Genomic DNA, 15,678 nt, shown 5'->3' on the forward strand with positions numbered 1-15,678 from the left:
CCTCATGAATGGATGTGTTGGTTGATTCAGCGCTGCGCGTCACGCAGCGTCTGCAATAGCCGGTTGATGTCGAGTTGATCAGCCGCGAGTTCCGGCGCCGTTGGACGCAGATGCGGCACAATGCCGAGCAACGGCGCGCCGTGTTCACGCGCGAGATGTTCGCGGATCGACGCGATGTTTTCGTCGGGGAAAGTCATGTCCGGGTCGACGCGATTGGCTACCCAGCCAGCAAGCGTGAGCCCGCGCGCGGCGATGGCCTCAGCGGTGAGCAACGCGTGGCTGATGCAGCCGAGTCGCATGCCGACCACCAGCACGACAGGCAGCTTCAGCGCGACGGCGAGATCGGCAGTGTCATGTGTGGCGGTCAACGGTACGCGGAAACCGCCGACACCTTCCACTACCACCACGTCGGCGCGCGTCAACGCCTGCGCATGGCAAGCGACGATATGGTCGATATCGAGGGCGACGTTCTCCAGCGCAGCCGCGATATGTGGCGCAGCGGGTTCCTTCAGCAGATACGGCGTGCGCATCTCGGGCGGCAGCAGCACGGTCGAAGCGGCGTCGAGCTGATCCGCGTCTTCGTTATGCAGTTCGCCGTTCAGTTCGAACGCGCCCGCAGCGATCGGCTTCATCGCGGCGGCTTGCAGACCTTCGCGCGCGAAACCGCGCAACAGTGCGCAAGAGACGAACGTCTTGCCGATTTCAGTATCGGTGCCGGTGACGAATAGCGACAGGGCAGAGTTCGTGGCGGTCATATGGCTTGCGCTCCTGCCTGTTGCAAGCCGGCTTCCAGCCGGTCGAGATCCGCATGCGAATGCGCGGCCGACAACGATATGCGCAAGCGCGATGTGCCGGTGGGCACGGTCGGCGGACGGATTGCGGGAACCCACAAACCGGCGCGGTCGAGCGAGGCCGCAATATCCAGCGTCGCCTCGTTCGCGCCGATCACGAGCGGCTGCACGGCAGTGTGCGAATCGACCGGAATCCACGGCGTGCTTTTGAGCATCGCGCGCGTGCGTTCGATCAATTGCCGCAAATGCGCGCGGCGTTCATCGCCTTCGTTGCCGCCGATAATGCGCAGACTCGCCGAAACCGCATGCGCCGCTGCGGGCACGGATGCCGTGGTGAAAATATAAGGACGCGCGCGCTGTACGAGCCATTCGATCACCGTCTCGTGCGCGGCGACGAACGCGCCCGACACGCCCGCCGCCTTGCCGAGCGTGCCGATGGAAATCAGATTCGGCGAGCGCAACGCGGCGTCTGCGACGGCGCCGCGGCCTTGCGGACCGAGCAAGCCGAAACCATGCGCGTCGTCGACGATCAGCCATGCGCCATGCTGTTCCGCGAGTTCGAGCAGGCGCGGCAGCGGTGCAATGTCGCCGTCCATGCTGAACACCGTGTCGGAGACGATTGCTTTCACATCCGCGTCCGACGCGTCGAGCATCGCGCTCAGCGCTTCCATATCGCAGTGCGGATAGATCTGCACATCTGCTCGCGACAGTCGGGCGCCGTCGATCAGCGACGCGTGATTCAGTGCGTCGGAGAAGAGCGTCGTGCCGCGGCCCGCGAGCGCGGTGAGCGTCGCCAGATTCGCCATGTAGCCGGTGCTGAAGTAGAGCGCACGCGGCGTATCCACGAATCCCCCGACGAATTCAGCAAGGTCGTCTTCGAGCTGCGCATGCGCGCGCGAGTGGCCGCCGAGCAGATGCGAACCGCCGCTGCCCGCGCCGTAGCGTTGCGCGCCTTCGGCAATGGCGGCGATCAGTTGCGGATGCGCGGCGAGCCCGAGATAGTCATTGCTCGCAAAGCCGATAATCTCGCGGCCGTCGACCGTCATGTGCGCGGCGCAGGGCGTGTCGGCCGTGCGGCGTCGACGGCGCAGGCCGCGTTCGTCGATTTCCTTCAGCCCCTCTGAGAGTCTGTCGAGAAGATGCATTAGCAGACCTGCGCGAGCGTTGCTTCGAACGTTTCGCGAGTGCGCGAGGCGAGCAGCGCGAGTTCGTTGTCGTCGAGAATGTATGGAGGCATCAGATAAACCGTGGTCGAAATGGGGCGCAGCAGCAGTTCACGTTGCAACGCGTTTTCGAAGAAGCGGCGCGAAAATGTTTTGGCATGCTGAGGGTTTTCGATTGCCGCATCGAAGGCGACGATGGTGCCGCATTGCCGCAGGTTTCGCACCTGTTCATGCTCTGCGAGCGGAGCGAGCGCGGCCATCAGCTTTGCCGACTTTTGCGCGTTGGCTGCGAGCACGTTGTCGGTCGCGAATAGATCGAGCGTGGCGAGCGCTGCGCGGCACGCGAGCGGATTGCCGGTGTACGAATGCGAGTGCAAGAAGCCGCGAGCGGTGTCGTCGTGATAGAAGGCTTCGAAGATTTCGTCGCGCGAGAGCACGATGGAAAGCGGCAGATAGCCACCGCTTATCCCTTTGGAGAGGCACAGAAAGTCCGGCCAGATGCCAGCCTGTTCGCACGCGAAGAAGGTGCCCGTGCGTCCGCAGCCAACGGCGATTTCATCAGCTATTAGATGCACGCCATATTGATCGCACAGCGCGCGTAGGCCGGCGATATACGAAGCGTCGTGCATGGCCATGCCGGCTGCGCACTGCACGAGCGGCTCGACGATCAGCGCTGCGATCTTCGTGGCGCGGGCTTCGAAGAGCGCGCGTACGTGGTCGAGCGCGCGACGTGCGACGTCCCCAGCCGTTTCACCTGGCTTCGCAAGACGCGCGTCGGGTGACGCGACGACGTGCGCGTTGCGGATCAGCGGGTCATAGGCGTCTTTGAACAGCGCGACGTCGGTCACGCCGAGCGCGCCGATGGTCTCGCCGTGGTAGCTGTTCGCGATGCAGACGAATTCCTGCTTGTCGGCGAAACCGCGATTTCGCCACGAGTGGAAGCTCATCTTGAGCGCAATTTCGACTGCCGATGCGCCGTCCGACGCGAAGAACGCGTGACCCAGCGTGCCGTGTGTGAGCGCACCGAGGCGCTCCGCGAGTTCGATCGCGGGTTCGTGCGTGCAACCGGCGAGCATGGCGTGCTCGAGCGTATCGAGCTGGTCCTTGAGCGCCGCGTTGATGCGCGGGTTTGCGTGGCCGAAGAGATTGACCCACCACGAACTGATCGCATCCAGATAACGATGGCCGGCGCGGTCGTACAGCCACGCGCCTTGACCGCGCGAGACCGGCACAAGCGGAAGGCGCTCGTGGTGCTTCATCTGCGTGCAGGGGTGCCAGACCGCGCGCAGGCTGCGGGCCACCCAGTCTTCGGTCGATATTGACGGTGTTGCTGAATTTTCCAAGAGGTACTCCAGAGAAGCTTTTCTTGCTGCTGCCGTGATTGGTTTTTATGGTTTTTCCGGGCGCGGCGCGTGCGCGTTGGCGACGCTGCGCGCAGCCCTCGGGCGAGCGTGCGGGGTCGAGATTAGCGGTTTATCTCGGCCTTTGCACTAGGCCTTTGACCGTGCTTTTCGCTGGCCGCTGCGGGGTTCAGTGGTGTTCGCGACAGGTGATTTGCGTTTGAATCTGAAGCTCGCAAATCGCCGGAGTTGACGACGGCAAAGTAATTGGGGGTAGTGGGCGAGATTCGGGGGAAGGGGGACGAGCGGAGAGATGTGACTATCGGGTCACGGGCGATCGGAGAAGACTTGAGGCTGGCAGATGTTGAGCATGACGGACCGAAATCAGACGGAGTCGTCGTGGTGAGACGGCAGCCTGGAAGTTCGATCTTCGCGATGGAAAGTGCAGCCAATTCGCTGGGTTGGCAGCACAGTGGAATGCAAGAAAGGCCCACCAAGCGGGCCTCTAAGAAATTCAATGGAGGGGCAGCAAAGAACAGGCAGACGGCTAGTGAAGATTGGCGGTATCTAAAAACCGATACCCTACCTATGCCCTAAACCGCTGCGCATTTGAACCAGAACCCAATCGCAACATCACTCGCGACTGGCAATAGCCCGCCGCGCTTCGTCGGCAGAAGATCCAGACCCGCCGGTAGCACCACTATCCGCCGTCCGCGAACCTTGATCGCCCCAGACGACAGAACTATCGACGGCATACAACCGGCACGGCGCGGAACTCTGTTTCTGGCAATTAGCAATCGCGACCGACATCGGATCGTCGCCGCCTTCGGCCCACGACCATGCACCCGTGTCGGACACTGCAAATGCGCGGCTCGGATACTGATGCAGGAAGTTGCGATAGCCGTTGCGTCCAGCTTCGTCGACATAGGGCACCGCGTCTACGGCATCTACTGAAGCAAAGCCGCTCGCTTTGGGGGCCGAAGGATCCGATACCCGGTACTGCACGCCCGTGGGCATGCCGACGCGGGCGAGGAAGGCCTCGACGGCCGGCCACCACACATGTACGCCGTCGCGGTCGCCGACGAGCCGATGTGCGTCGTTCTTGTAGCTGCCGTAGTCGACCATCTTTGCGCTTGCGCCGTGCGCTACGTACGCCGAGTACATTCCGGCCACGAGTGGCGCATTCCACACTGAGTCGTTGTCGCCGTACATCCACAGCGACGGCACTTTCGTTTTGTCGCCATACGCGCCGAATGCGCGCGTCAGGTTGCCCTGCCAGTCGCCGCACGCGTCCTGCCGCAAGCCGCCCGAAAAGTTGATCAGCGCGCGCACGCCCGGTGCGGCCTCGGTGCCGTAGGCCAATGTCGCGAGACCGCCGTGTGACGTGCCGGCCACCACGATGTGTGACGCGTCGACGTAGGGCTGCTTCGACATGTAGTCGACGGCGGCCGCAACGTCGCCGGCCTGCGACATGCCGTTGCGTTCGACGTCGCAACCGTCCTGATGGTAGACGCCCCCCGACTGGCCAAAACCCTGGCGGTTCGGTGCTACGACCACATAGCCGCGGCGCACGAATTCGCGCGCGAGCGGCAGCGGGTCGCTGCGCTCCTGCATACGCGGATCGCCGGGAATCTTGCCGTGATTGAAGACGATCATCGGGAACGGGCCTGCGCCGTCCGGCTTGTAGACCGTTGTCTGAAGCGTGATGTCACCGTCGGCATCGACGGGTATGCGGATAATCTGTTGGTTCAGGCGCGCGGTGGGCAGATAAACGTCGTCCTGGAGCGCGATGCGCGGCACCTGCGCGCGGGCGAGGGGTCCAGGCTGGGCGTCCGCGAGCGGATTCGCCTGCGCGACTGCGACAGCGCACGTGGCCGCTGCACAAATCACCGCACACTTCGTAAGGACCTTGCTCAACACCATTCACGCACCTGCCTGAAAAGACTGCCTGGACATCTCATGTCCGTTCATCGAAACACGCGGCCGACATTCGCCTTTCGTGCACGTTTGCGACAAACAAAAAGATGCTCACGTACGCATTGCGCGAAGCGCACGCACGTCAATCGAGATCGCACGGGATAAACCCAACGGCCGACGCGACCCCACGCGCCGATGATGAACGCCACGTCTGCCGCCGGGCGCCGCAGCCGTAACCGTTTCTATCTGGTTATCGGCCGAGCGCCGGCGCGGCTTGCGGAACCCTTACCAACTGGTCCTCGCATCGCGGCGTCACGAAGCAACGACCTCATCCTGGCACGACAATTTTGTTTTGTGCAATCAAGGAGAACCCGCGACGAAAAAATTGCTGCATCGCGCGAGGGCTTGTTTGGCCCGGGTGGACTCGGCGCGGGGCGCGCTGGGGGCGGGGGCAGGCGGGTCCTTGAGGGTCCTTGAGGGTCCTTGAGCAGGCGCTGGCAAGCCGTTGCGCGGCACCGCAGCGCGCCAGGTGAGCAAAGGTAAGGCGAGGCCTGTGGCGCCGAGCCAACGGAAGAAAACGACGCTTCTATGGGGCCATATGCGATGGCGCCGCATTATCCGCAGCCGCGCGGCCAGATAATAGAAAGGCGCTGAAAGCTACTCGCTTACATCGCCGTCGACGTAGAGCCAGCGTCCTTCGTCGTTGCAAATGAAGCGGCTCAGCTCGTGCAGTCTGTGCGCGCGACCCGCAACCTTGTATCTGGCGACGAATTCGACCGTCGCGTGACGCGGATCGATCTCCGCGAACGTCTTGATTTGCAGTCCGAGCCAGCGAGGAGCGTCGGGTGCCGACACGTCGGCGTCCAGATCGGCGGGGCAGGTTTGCGGCGCCCAGGTCGCGCGCAAATAGTTCGTTGCGCCGACAACATAAGCGCTGTAACGCGAGCGCATCAGTTCCAGTGCGCGCGGCGCGACCTTGCCGCCGTCGATGTAACGACCGCAGCACTGCTCGAAGCGCGGCGCTCTTGCGGCGCTCGCCTGGCCCGGAACCGCGCCGCCGCATGGGCAGTCGGCGGGCCGCTGCGCGGACGACTTGTGACTGTTTTTCGAACTCATCGAAGTCATCAAACTCATCGAACCCTAGCCGAGACCGCGCGCGATCAATATTTTCTGAATGTCGCTCGTGCCTTCGTAGATCTGGCACACGCGTACGTCGCGATAAATCCGCTCGACTGGAAAGTCGCTGAGATACCCGTAGCCGCCGTGGATCTGCAGCGCCGCCGAACAGATCCGCTCGGCAGCTTCCGACGCAAACAGTTTCGCCATGGCGGCTTCTGTGAGACACGGCTGACCGGCGTCCTTCAGCGACGCCGCGTGCCAGATCAACTGACGCGCGGCTTCCAGTTGCGTCGCCATGTCGGCGAGGCGGAATTGCACCGCCTGGTGCGAAAAAAGCGGCTGACCGAAGCTCTCACGCTCTCTTGCATAGGTCAGCGCGGCCTCGTACGCGGCGCGGGCCATGCCGACGCTTTGCGCAGCGATGCCGATGCGCCCGCCTTCGAGCCCCGACAGCGCGATGCGATAACCCTCGCCTTCCGCGCCGATTAGATTCGCGGCCGGCACGCGGCAGTCTTCGAAGATGATTTGCGCAGTGTCCGACGAATGCTGGCCGAGCTTGTCTTCGACTCGCGCGACCACGTAACCCTTGCTGTCGGTCGGCACGATAAACGCGCTGATGCCGCGCTTGCCCCCCGCCTTGTCGGTGACGGCCATCACGATCGCAACGTCGCCGTTTTTGCCGCTCGTGATGAACTGCTTGACGCCATTCAGCACGTAGGCGTCGCCGTCTTTGTCGCGTGTGGCGGTGGTGCGCAGCGCCGATGCGTCGGAGCCGGCTTGCGGTTCGGTCAGACAGAATGCGCCGAGCATTTCGCCGCGCGCGAGCGGCGTGAGCCAGTCACGCTTTTGCGCGTCGTTGCCGTAAGTCAGCAGGATGCTGCATACGGGGCAATTGTTCACGGAGATCGCCGTGGATGTCCCGCCGTCGCCCGCGGCGATTTCTTCGAGAATCAGCGCGAGCGCGAGCGCGTCCATGCCGGCGCCGCCGTAGGTTTCTGGCACCAGCACGCCGTATGCGCCAAGTTCCGCGAGTTGACGGTGAACGTCCTTCGGGAACGTGCGCTCGCGATCCCACGTCGCCGCGTACGGCGTGACTGCTTCGCGCACGAATGTGCGCAGCGCGTCGCGGACCATCAGATGGTCCTGATCAAGCACCATGAGCGTGTCTCCTCACCATTCCAGCGGCGTGCCGTCGTATTGATAAAAGCGGCCATTGAACGCTTCGCGCGACGCGGCGGCCTGCTTGAGCACCTCGCGCATGCCGGCGACGCTGCGCGTGGGGTCGATCGCCGCCTGCGCGCCGCCCATGTCGGTTTGCACCCAGCCGGGATGCAATGACACACACGTGGCGCGCTGCGCGTCGAGCGACGCGAGTTTGAGCGCGTCGTTCAACGCCGCCTTGCTCACGCGATACAGCCAGCCGCTCGTGCCGCTCGTTTCACCGATGCTGCCCATCTTGCTCGAAATCACCGCGAGCACGCCGCCTGATTCTTCGACGAGCGGCAGCAGGATCGGCATCAGTTGCATCGGGCCGCGCACGTTGGTGTGCATGACATGGTCGAAGTCTTCGGCGGTGATGGTTTCGATGCCTTCGGTGCGCGGGCCGTACACGCCCGACACGACGATGGCAAGGTCCACATGCTCGCCATCGAGCTTCCAGCCGAGCGCGGCGATATCCTCCGGCTCGGTCACGTCGACGGAATAGGTTTGCGCGCCAAGCTGAGTGAGGGTGTCGAGCGCAGCGCCGTCGCGCGCGGTGGCGAGCACCCGCCAGCCACTATGTTTGTACTGCCGGACAAACTCCTGGCCGATGCCGCGCGATGCACCGACGATCAACACTGTCTTCATGATTCACCTCAGACCAAGTGACACGCTTGAACGTGCGTACTACGCGTCAAATCAGTTCGATACCCATTGCAGTCGCTTCGCCGCCGCCGATGCACAGCGTCGCGACGCCGCGCTTGCCGCCGCGCTGTTTCAGCGCGCCGATCAGCGTGACGAGAATGCGTGCGCCCGATGCGCCGATCGGATGGCCGAGCGCGCATGCGCCGCCGTGCACGTTGACCTTGTCGTGCGGCAGCTTGTGCTCTTTCATCGCCGCCATGGTCACCACGGCGAACGCTTCGTTGACTTCGTACAGATCGACTTCGTCGGCGCGCCAGCCGTTCTTCTCGAACAGCTTGCGAATCGCGCCGACCGGCGCAGTGGTGAATTTCGCCGGCTCCTGCGCGAAAGTCGAGTGGCCGACCACGCGCGCAATCGGCGTGACGCCGAGACGCTTGGCCGTCGATTCGCGCATCATCACGAGAGCCGCGGCGCCGTCCGAAATCGACGACGAGTTCGCTGCCGTGACCGTGCCGGTTTTGCTGAATGCCGGCTTGAGCGTCGGAATCTTTTCGAGGTTCGCCTTGAACGGCTGTTCGTCACGGTCGATGGTGACTTCGCCTTTGCGGCTCTCAACCTTCACCGGCGCGATTTCCCACGCGAACGAACCATCTTCGTTCGCGCGCTTCGCGCGGTTCAGCGATTCCACGGCGAATGCGTCCTGCGCGTCGCGCGTGAAGTCGAACGAAGCCGCGCATTCTTCCGCGAACGTGCCCATCAGGCGGCCTTTTTCGTACGCGTCTTCGAGGCCGTCGTAGAACATGTGGTCGATCACCTGGCCGTGACCCATGCGCATGCCGCCGCGCGCCTTCGGCAACAGGTACGGCGCATTCGTCATGCTCTCCATGCCGCCCGCGACGATCACGTCCACTGAGCCGGCGGCCAGCATGTCATGCGCGAACATCGCCGCGCGCATTCCGGAGCCGCACATCTTGTTGACCGTGGTGCTGCCGGTTGCAAGCGGCAAGCCGGCGCCGAGCGCGGCCTGTCGTGCGGGCGCCTGGCCGAGGCCGGCCGGCAGCACGCAGCCCATCACTACCTCGTCGATCTGCTCGGGCTTGAGGCCCGCGCGTTGAACCGCGGCTTCGATCGCCACCGAGCCGAGTTGCGGCGCAGTCAGCGACGCGAAATCGCCTTGGAACGCGGCCATCGGCGTGCGCGCCGCGCTCACGATTACAACTGGATCAGCCGTTGTGCCGTTCATGTTTGTCTCACTCATGTTTTAGCTCCTTGATCACACCTTCGACGATAGCCGGCACGTCGCCAAGCTGGGCCGCATCGGCGGCGACCACGTCGTTGTCCGCCTGATGCGCGCGGCTTGCCGACACGGCGGCGACGCAACGCTGGTAAGTCTCATCGAGCGCGGCCGCGTTGTTGATCGTCATGCCGAGGTCGCGCACCTTGCCGTCGTGCACGCCGTACGCCCAACCGTGCACGGTCAGTTCCTGGCCGCGCGCCCATGCATCGTTGATGATGGTCGTGCGGCACACGTTCACCACTTGTTCCAAAGCGTTCAGCTCGACGAGACGCCGGTGACGCGCCTCGCCGAGCGGCCATTCGTCGAGCAGCGCGGCATGCTTCGTCCGCACGTCCTGCACGTGATGCAGCCAGTTATCCGCGAGACCCACGCGGCGGCCGTGCAATGCCGCACCCACGCCCGAACAGCCATAGTGGCCGACCACCATGATGTGCTTGACCTTCAACAGATCCACCGCGAACTGGATCACCGACAAACAGTTCAGATCCGTATGCACCACTACGTTCGCGATGTTTCTATGCACGAACACTTCGCCCGGCGGCAAGCCGATGATCTGGTTGGCCGGTACGCGCGAATCGGAGCAGCCGATCCATAGATACTCGGGCGTCTGCTGATGCGCAAGGCGCGAGAAGTACTCGGGATCTTCGGACAGTTTGCGGGCAACCCACGCGTCGTTGTTGTCGAACAGATGAGCGAGCGGGTGAGCGGGGTTGGAAGCGTTAGTGTTCATAAAGCGTCTTGGCGGTTATTCGACCGTTTGAGCGGCCGGGTCGTTACGTTAGATTCGGTGTCGTACGAGCGTCATTCATGCGGCGTGCGAGCCGTTATGCGACTCTTACGCTGCGCTCGTTCTCTGGCGCTTGCGCGGCGTCCTGAGCATTCGGCGCGTTGGATGCCGTATCGGCAAAGCGTTCCGGGTAGCGGATGCAGAAGCGCACGTTGCTGTCGTACGGGAAAAAATCGGGCAATTCGCCCTTCAGTAGATGGTCCTTATGCGTTTGCCACAGCGCGGGATCGAAGAAGTCGGCGTGATGCTGCAGGAACGAGCGGCGCACGCGTGGGTCGCCGAGCAGGAAAGTGCCATACGTCTCCGGGAAAATGTCGTGCGGGCCGACCGAGTACCACGGCTCGCCCGACATTTCGTCTTCCTCGTTACGCGGCGCGGGCACCGCGCGCACGTTGCAATCGGTCAGATATTCGATCTCGTCGTAGTCGTAAAACACGACACGGCCGTGGCGCGTTACGCCGAAGTTCTTGTACAGCATGTCACCGGGGAAAATGTTCGCCTGCATCAGTTCTTTCACCGCGTTGCCATATTCCTTGATGCCGTGATCGACGTCGTTGTCGCTGCCGTTTTGCAGGAACAGATTGAGCGGCACCATGCGACGTTCGATGTACATATGGCGAATTACGAGATTGTCGCCGTCGTATTCGAGCAGCGACGGCACTTCCTTTTCCAGTTCGCGCAGGAGCGCTTCGTCGAGTCGCGAAAGGGGCAGCGCAACGCTCGAATATTCGAGCGTGTCCGCCATGCGGCCCAGGCGGTCGTGCCGTTTCACCAGCTGATACTTCTCCTGGATCTTCGCGCGCGTAGTTTCTTTCGGCGGCGGAAAGTTGTCCTTGATCAGTTTGAACACATACGGAAACGAGGGCAGCGTGAACACCAGCATCACGAGTCCCTTGATGCCCGGCGCGATGATGAACTGATCGCTCGAATGCGACAGGTGATGCAGCAAGTCGCGGTAGAACAGATTCTTACCCTGCTTCTGCAAGCCGACTGACGTGTAGATCTCGGCCTTCGGTTTGCCCGGCATGATAGTGCCGAGGAATTCCACATAAGCGGACGGCACTTCCATATCGACCAGGAAGTACGAGTGCGAGAAGCTGAAAATGATCAGCAACTGTTCGCGCTTGAGCAGCACGGTATCCAGCGCCAGCAAGCCCGGCTGCACGTGGCGCAGCGGCACCGCGAACGGCAGCAGCATATCGCCGTTGATAATTCTGCCGACGATATACGCCGACTTGTTTCGGAAGAACAGCGACGAAAGCACATGAATCTGGAAGTTCGGCGCTTCGTCGAATGTACCGAACGAGTCGTGAATGGTCTGCATCACGCAGCCGACGTCGCGCGTCAGATCTTCGAACGGCGGCTCCAGCTGGAAGTTCGTGACGATGCGCTCGAGCGTGGCGGCGAGGCCGTCCTTGCCGGGATAGTACGCACGGTAGGTAGGCTTTGCCGCGGGTTCGTCGTTCTCGATGTATTCGGTCGAGATCGCCGGGCGCACGAAGATGAAGTCGTTGTTGAAATACGAGCGATGCAGGATTTTGCAGCAGACAGAATTGAAAAACGTCTCCGCGCATTCAGGCTGACGATGCGTGGTCAGCAACCCAATGTAGTGCAGCTTGATCTGCTGCCACACTTCGCTGTCGATATTCTCCGCGTCGTACTCGTCTTCGAGCAGCGCGACACATTCTTCTACGCGATCGTCGTATGAAGTAATGCGCTCGCGGGCCAGCTTTTGCAGCCCGTGCCAGTCGCCGCTTTCGAACAGCGCCTTGGCGTGGATCGCCGCGTCGCGAAAGATCCGGTAGTGCCGGTTGAATCCTTCGAGCAGCGTTTCCGCGACGTCAAAGCCGATTTGCGACGACAACAGTTTGGGGAAGTGATTCATGTCGACCGTGCATTCGTCTCATGTCGTGAAGACACCCGTGATTGTATCGTTCGAGTGCGCCTTCGACGCATTGCGCCAACCGGTTGATGACCCGCCGCCACCTGAGCGTTGCAGGGCACTCGCCGACCTTTCCGACTAACTCCGCTCAATGCTCCTGTTCCGCGTCGTTACACGGCTCAACTTGCGGCAAAAAAACTGCTGGGCGGCGGTTCTCCGCCTGCTTACGCGGGTTTGGCTTCACGTGCCTTGTGCGTGCCGTTCTCGAGCAGCGCCCGCGCCTGAGCTTCATATTGCGCGAGGTCTTCGAGCGTCGCGTTCAGGTCTTCCAGTTGGCGCTCCAGCACGTCGCGATGACGCGCGACCGTGGCGAGAAACGCTTGCAGTTGCGGCACCGTGTCAGTTGGCGATTCATAGACGTCCAGCAGATCGCGAATCTCGGAGAGCGTGAAACCGAGTCGTTTGCCGCGCAACGTGAGCTTGAGCCGCGTGCGGTCGCGGCCCGAATAGACGCGCCGCAAGCCGCTCGAACCTTCGCGGCTCGGTGAGAGTAAACCCTGATCTTCGTAGAAGCGGATCGCGCGCGGTGTGACGTCGAACTCCCGCGCGAGCTCGGTGATCGTGTATTGCGTGTTCATCGGGACATTCAGTAACCGGGCAAAAAATCGGATTGAACGATAGAATCGACGTTTACGTTATCGTCAACTTGGGTTGAATGCAACCTGCGGCAAGTACGCGGAACGCGTGGAGGAAGACATCCGAAATGAATGCGCTCGAACATCAACTCGACTATCCGTTCAAAGACACATTGCCCGAACCCGGCCACGCGCAGGAAGTCGTGCCCGGCGTCTTCTGGCTACGCATGCCGCTGCCGTTTGCGCTCGACCATATCAATCTCTGGCTGCTGCGCGATCAGATCGACGGTCAGGACGGATGGACGGTGGTCGACTGCGGAATCGCGTCCGACGCGATCAAGGAAAACTGGGAGACGGTGTTCGAGTCCGTGCTCGGCGGTTTGCCGGTGCTGCGCGTGATCGTCACGCATTGCCATCCGGACCACGTCGGTCTCGCGCACTGGATTTGCAGCGGCGGTGACAAGAAGCGCTGGGATGCCCGGCTATGGATGACGCTCGGCGAATACATGCAGGCTCGCGTGATGGCGGCGGGCGACGGCTCGAACGCGGGCGGCGAGGGCGCTGCGCGCCACTTCGCGCTGCATGGCGTGACCGACGAGGCGTCGCTCGACAAGCTACGCAGCCGCCAGAGCTATTACGCGAACCTGGTGCCTGAAGTCCCCGACCAATACCGACGCTTGCGCGAAGCGGATGCCGTCAGGATCGGTGGCAAGACGTGGCGCGTGGTGACGGGCTTCGGTCACTCGCCGGAGCACTGCGCGTTGCATTGCGAGGAGATCGGCGTGCTGATCTCCGGCGACATGGTTTTGCCGCGCATATCGACGAATGTGTCGGTCTTCGCGATGGAGCCGGAGGGCTCGCCGCTCGCGCTGTATCTGGAATCGCTTGCGCGCTACGAAGCAATGCCCGAAGACACGCTCGCGCTGCCGTCGCATGGCAAGCCGTTTCGCGGCGTGCGTACGCGCGTGAGGCAGCTGCGCGAACATCACGATGCGCGTCTCGCCGAAGTCCGCGAGGCGTGTGCGCAAAAGCCGCAAAGCGCGGCAGATATCGTTCCGCTAATGTTCAAGCGCGAGCTCGATATCCACCAGTTGACGTTCGCGATGGGCGAGGCGCTCGCGCACTTGCATCTGCTGTGGCTGGCGGGCGCGCTAAAGCGCAGGCTGGATGCGGATGGAGTGATGCGCTTTTCGGCGTAATGGTTCGCCAAGTTTGAGACGCCGACAAAAAAGCCCGGTGCTTTCGCACCCGGGCTTTTTTGCGTTTCAGAGCGCAGCGAGTGACTACTGCACGGCCACTGTTCCAAAGTTCTGTCGTCCAAACGGACTCACGTGATAACCGCTCACGTTGGTTCGCGTGATAGCCGCGGCAGTCGGATAGCCGAGCGGAATCCACAGCGCCTGATCGTGGATGATCTGCTGCGCGGCCTGATACGCTTTCGCGCGTTTGGCCTGATCGGGCGTGGACTTGCCGTCGGCGATGAGCTTGTCGAGATCCTCATTGCAGAAGCGCGCGAAGTTGATGCCCGACTTCACCGCGTTGCAGCTAAAGAGCGGCGACAGATAATTGTCCGGGTCGCCGTTGTCGCCGGCCCAGCCCATGAATAGCGAATCATGCTGGCCCTGCTTGGCCTGCTTGATCAGTTCGCCCCATTCAATCACTTTCACGTCCGCCTTCACGCCGATCTTGGCGAAGTCCGCCTGAAGCAGTTCGGCGCCGGCCTTCGGATTCGGATTCAGCACGCTGCCGTTCGGGCGTACCCAGATCGTCGTTTCGAAACCGTTCGGATAGCCCGCGTCGGCGAGCAGCTTTTTGGCCTTCGCGGGATCGTACGGCCACGCCTTTACTGCCTTGTCATAGCTCCACGTATTCGGCGGATACGGATTGACCGCCGGCGTCGCAGTGTTGTCGAAGACGGTCTTCAGATACGTGGTGCGGTCGAACGCCATGTTCAAAGCGGCGCGCACTTTCTGATTGTCGAGCGGCTTTTTCTGCGTGTTCAACGCGACGAACGCGGTCATGAATGCAGGCGTTTGCACAATGGCGAGCGACTTGTCGCCCTTTGCGTCGGCGAGATCCTGCGGCTTCGGCGACAACGCAATCTGGCATTCGCCCGCCTTCACCTTCTGCGCGCGCACTGTGGCGTCTGGCGTAATTGCGTAGATCAGACGGTCGATCTTCGGTTTCGCGCCCCAGTAGGACGGATTCACGTCATAACGGATCACCGCGTCTTTCGTGTAGCTCTTCAGTTCGAACGGACCCGTGCCGATAGGCTTCGAGTTCAGATCGACCTGCTTGCCGGCCTTGAGCAACTGATCCGCGTACTCGGCGGAATAGATCGAAGCGAAGCCCATGGTGAGGATCGACACGAAGGTCGCGTCCGGTGCATTCAGTTCGAACTTGACGGTGTTGTCGTCGACCTTGCTGATCGACTTGATGAGCTTCGGCAATCCCATCGACTGAGCATGCGGGAAGCCGCTCGCGCCCGCCACCTTGTGCCACGGGTTACTGTCGTTCAGCATGCGGTCGAACGTGAAGACGACGTCGTCGGCGTTCAGCGGCCGGCTCGGTTTGAAGTAGTCGGTGGTCTGAAACTGCACGTTCGGGCGCAGGTGGAACGTGTAGGTGAGGCCGTCCGCGCTCACGTCCCATTTGTCGGCCAGCGACGGCACCACTTTCTTTGCGGCCTCGTCGTATGAGACCAGCGAATTGAAAATCACGTCAGCCGACGCATTCGTCGTGACCAGCGAGTTGAACTGCACGACATCGAAACCGTCGGGGCTCGACTCGGTGCAGACGGTCAGCGGTTTGGCGAGCACGAGCGCGGGCGCTGTGAACAGTACGGCGGCTGCGAGCAGTTTGAAGCGCATAAGATCTCCCATAACAAGCGCAGTCAGGCAGT

Annotated in this window: 13 protein-coding genes; 1 reads left to right on the forward strand and 12 read right to left on the reverse strand. The window is 62.3% G+C overall.

Features of this window, described 5'->3' with window-relative positions; all coding sequences use genetic code 11:
- Window positions 1-26: 26 nt before the first annotated feature.
- From bioD to J2W46_RS23065, 11 genes are all read right to left on the reverse strand, one after another.
- Window positions 27-755, reverse strand: coding sequence for a dethiobiotin synthase (gene bioD / locus J2W46_RS23015; protein WP_310356497.1), 729 nt, complete (start codon window positions 753-755; stop codon window positions 27-29).
- On the reverse strand, window positions 752-1,936 hold the full coding sequence (gene bioF / locus J2W46_RS23020) for an 8-amino-7-oxononanoate synthase (protein WP_310356499.1): 1,185 nt from the start codon (window positions 1,934-1,936) through the stop codon (window positions 752-754). The genes bioD and bioF overlap by 4 nt, the downstream gene beginning before the upstream one ends.
- Window positions 1,936-3,297 carry an adenosylmethionine--8-amino-7-oxononanoate transaminase gene (gene bioA, locus J2W46_RS23025; RefSeq protein ID WP_088173231.1) on the reverse strand — a complete coding sequence of 454 codons (1,362 nt, stop codon included), beginning with the start codon at window positions 3,295-3,297 and terminating at the stop codon, window positions 1,936-1,938. The genes bioF and bioA overlap by 1 nt, the downstream gene beginning before the upstream one ends.
- 630 nt (window positions 3,298-3,927) lie before the next feature.
- Window positions 3,928-5,217 (reverse strand): dienelactone hydrolase family protein, encoded by a 1,290-nt coding sequence (locus tag J2W46_RS23030; protein ID WP_087751676.1) that lies wholly within the window; start codon window positions 5,215-5,217, stop codon window positions 3,928-3,930.
- Window positions 5,218-5,868: 651 nt separating this feature from the next.
- Window positions 5,869-6,336, reverse strand: a complete 468-nt coding sequence (locus tag J2W46_RS23035) for a YchJ family protein (RefSeq protein ID WP_310356817.1) — start codon at window positions 6,334-6,336, stop codon at window positions 5,869-5,871.
- A 15-nt stretch (window positions 6,337-6,351) separates the two neighbouring features.
- Window positions 6,352-7,488 (reverse strand): acyl-CoA dehydrogenase family protein, encoded by a 1,137-nt coding sequence (locus J2W46_RS23040; RefSeq protein ID WP_310356504.1) that lies wholly within the window; start codon window positions 7,486-7,488, stop codon window positions 6,352-6,354.
- Window positions 7,489-7,500: 12 nt separating this feature from the next.
- On the reverse strand, window positions 7,501-8,178 hold the full coding sequence (locus J2W46_RS23045) for an SDR family oxidoreductase (protein WP_020067126.1): 678 nt from the start codon (window positions 8,176-8,178) through the stop codon (window positions 7,501-7,503).
- A 46-nt stretch (window positions 8,179-8,224) separates the two neighbouring features.
- A complete protein-coding gene (locus J2W46_RS23050) occupies window positions 8,225-9,433 on the reverse strand; it encodes an acetyl-CoA C-acetyltransferase (protein WP_027780079.1) in 1,209 nt (402 codons plus the stop codon).
- Window positions 9,426-10,202 carry a carbonate dehydratase gene (gene can / locus J2W46_RS23055; protein WP_020067124.1) on the reverse strand — a complete coding sequence of 259 codons (777 nt, stop codon included), beginning with the start codon at window positions 10,200-10,202 and terminating at the stop codon, window positions 9,426-9,428. Before can ends, J2W46_RS23050 begins: the two co-directional genes overlap by 8 nt.
- A gap of 94 nt (window positions 10,203-10,296) precedes the next feature.
- Window positions 10,297-12,144 carry a bifunctional isocitrate dehydrogenase kinase/phosphatase gene (aceK, locus tag J2W46_RS23060; protein WP_087751028.1) on the reverse strand — a complete coding sequence of 616 codons (1,848 nt, stop codon included), beginning with the start codon at window positions 12,142-12,144 and terminating at the stop codon, window positions 10,297-10,299.
- A 221-nt stretch (window positions 12,145-12,365) separates the two neighbouring features.
- On the reverse strand, window positions 12,366-12,779 hold the full coding sequence (locus J2W46_RS23065) for a MerR family transcriptional regulator (RefSeq protein WP_020067122.1): 414 nt from the start codon (window positions 12,777-12,779) through the stop codon (window positions 12,366-12,368).
- Between the two features lie 125 nt (window positions 12,780-12,904).
- Here J2W46_RS23065 and J2W46_RS23070 point away from each other — a divergent pair, with 125 nt between their 5' ends.
- Window positions 12,905-13,975, forward strand: coding sequence for an MBL fold metallo-hydrolase (locus J2W46_RS23070; protein ID WP_310356508.1), 1,071 nt, complete (start codon window positions 12,905-12,907; stop codon window positions 13,973-13,975).
- An 84-nt stretch (window positions 13,976-14,059) separates the two neighbouring features.
- On the opposite strand, the gene J2W46_RS23075 is transcribed toward J2W46_RS23070, so the two are convergent.
- Window positions 14,060-15,646 carry an ABC transporter substrate-binding protein gene (locus tag J2W46_RS23075; protein ID WP_310356511.1) on the reverse strand — a complete coding sequence of 529 codons (1,587 nt, stop codon included), beginning with the start codon at window positions 15,644-15,646 and terminating at the stop codon, window positions 14,060-14,062.
- Between the last annotated feature and the right edge of the window lie 32 nt (window positions 15,647-15,678).

The organism is Paraburkholderia strydomiana, from assembly GCF_031456815.1.
In the GTDB taxonomy this organism is placed as follows: Bacteria; Pseudomonadota; Gammaproteobacteria; order Burkholderiales; family Burkholderiaceae; genus Paraburkholderia; species Paraburkholderia caledonica.

What these genes read in the sequence shown, in the direction of transcription:
- aceK (WP_087751028.1), bottom strand. Translation starts at nt 12,144, where the DNA reads ATGAATCACTTCCCCAAACTGTTGTCGTCGCAAATCGGCTTTGACGTC.
- J2W46_RS23070 (WP_310356508.1), top strand. Translation starts at nt 12,905, where the DNA reads ATGAATGCGCTCGAACATCAACTCGACTATCCGTTCAAAGACACATTG.
- J2W46_RS23075 (WP_310356511.1), bottom strand. Translation starts at nt 15,646, where the DNA reads ATGCGCTTCAAACTGCTCGCAGCCGCCGTACTGTTCACAGCGCCCGCG.
- J2W46_RS23045 (WP_020067126.1), bottom strand. Translation starts at nt 8,178, where the DNA reads ATGAAGACAGTGTTGATCGTCGGTGCATCGCGCGGCATCGGCCAGGAG.
- can (WP_020067124.1), bottom strand. Translation starts at nt 10,202, where the DNA reads ATGAACACTAACGCTTCCAACCCCGCTCACCCGCTCGCTCATCTGTTC.
- bioD (WP_310356497.1), bottom strand. Translation starts at nt 755, where the DNA reads ATGACCGCCACGAACTCTGCCCTGTCGCTATTCGTCACCGGCACCGAT.
- J2W46_RS23065 (WP_020067122.1), bottom strand. Translation starts at nt 12,779, where the DNA reads ATGAACACGCAATACACGATCACCGAGCTCGCGCGGGAGTTCGACGTC.
- J2W46_RS23035 (WP_310356817.1), bottom strand. Translation starts at nt 6,336, where the DNA reads ATGACTTCGATGAGTTCGAAAAACAGTCACAAGTCGTCCGCGCAGCGG.
- J2W46_RS23040 (WP_310356504.1), bottom strand. Translation starts at nt 7,488, where the DNA reads ATGGTGCTTGATCAGGACCATCTGATGGTCCGCGACGCGCTGCGCACA.
- J2W46_RS23030 (WP_087751676.1), bottom strand. Translation starts at nt 5,217, where the DNA reads ATGGTGTTGAGCAAGGTCCTTACGAAGTGTGCGGTGATTTGTGCAGCG.
- J2W46_RS23050 (WP_027780079.1), bottom strand. Translation starts at nt 9,433, where the DNA reads ATGAGTGAGACAAACATGAACGGCACAACGGCTGATCCAGTTGTAATC.
- bioF (WP_310356499.1), bottom strand. Translation starts at nt 1,936, where the DNA reads ATGCATCTTCTCGACAGACTCTCAGAGGGGCTGAAGGAAATCGACGAA.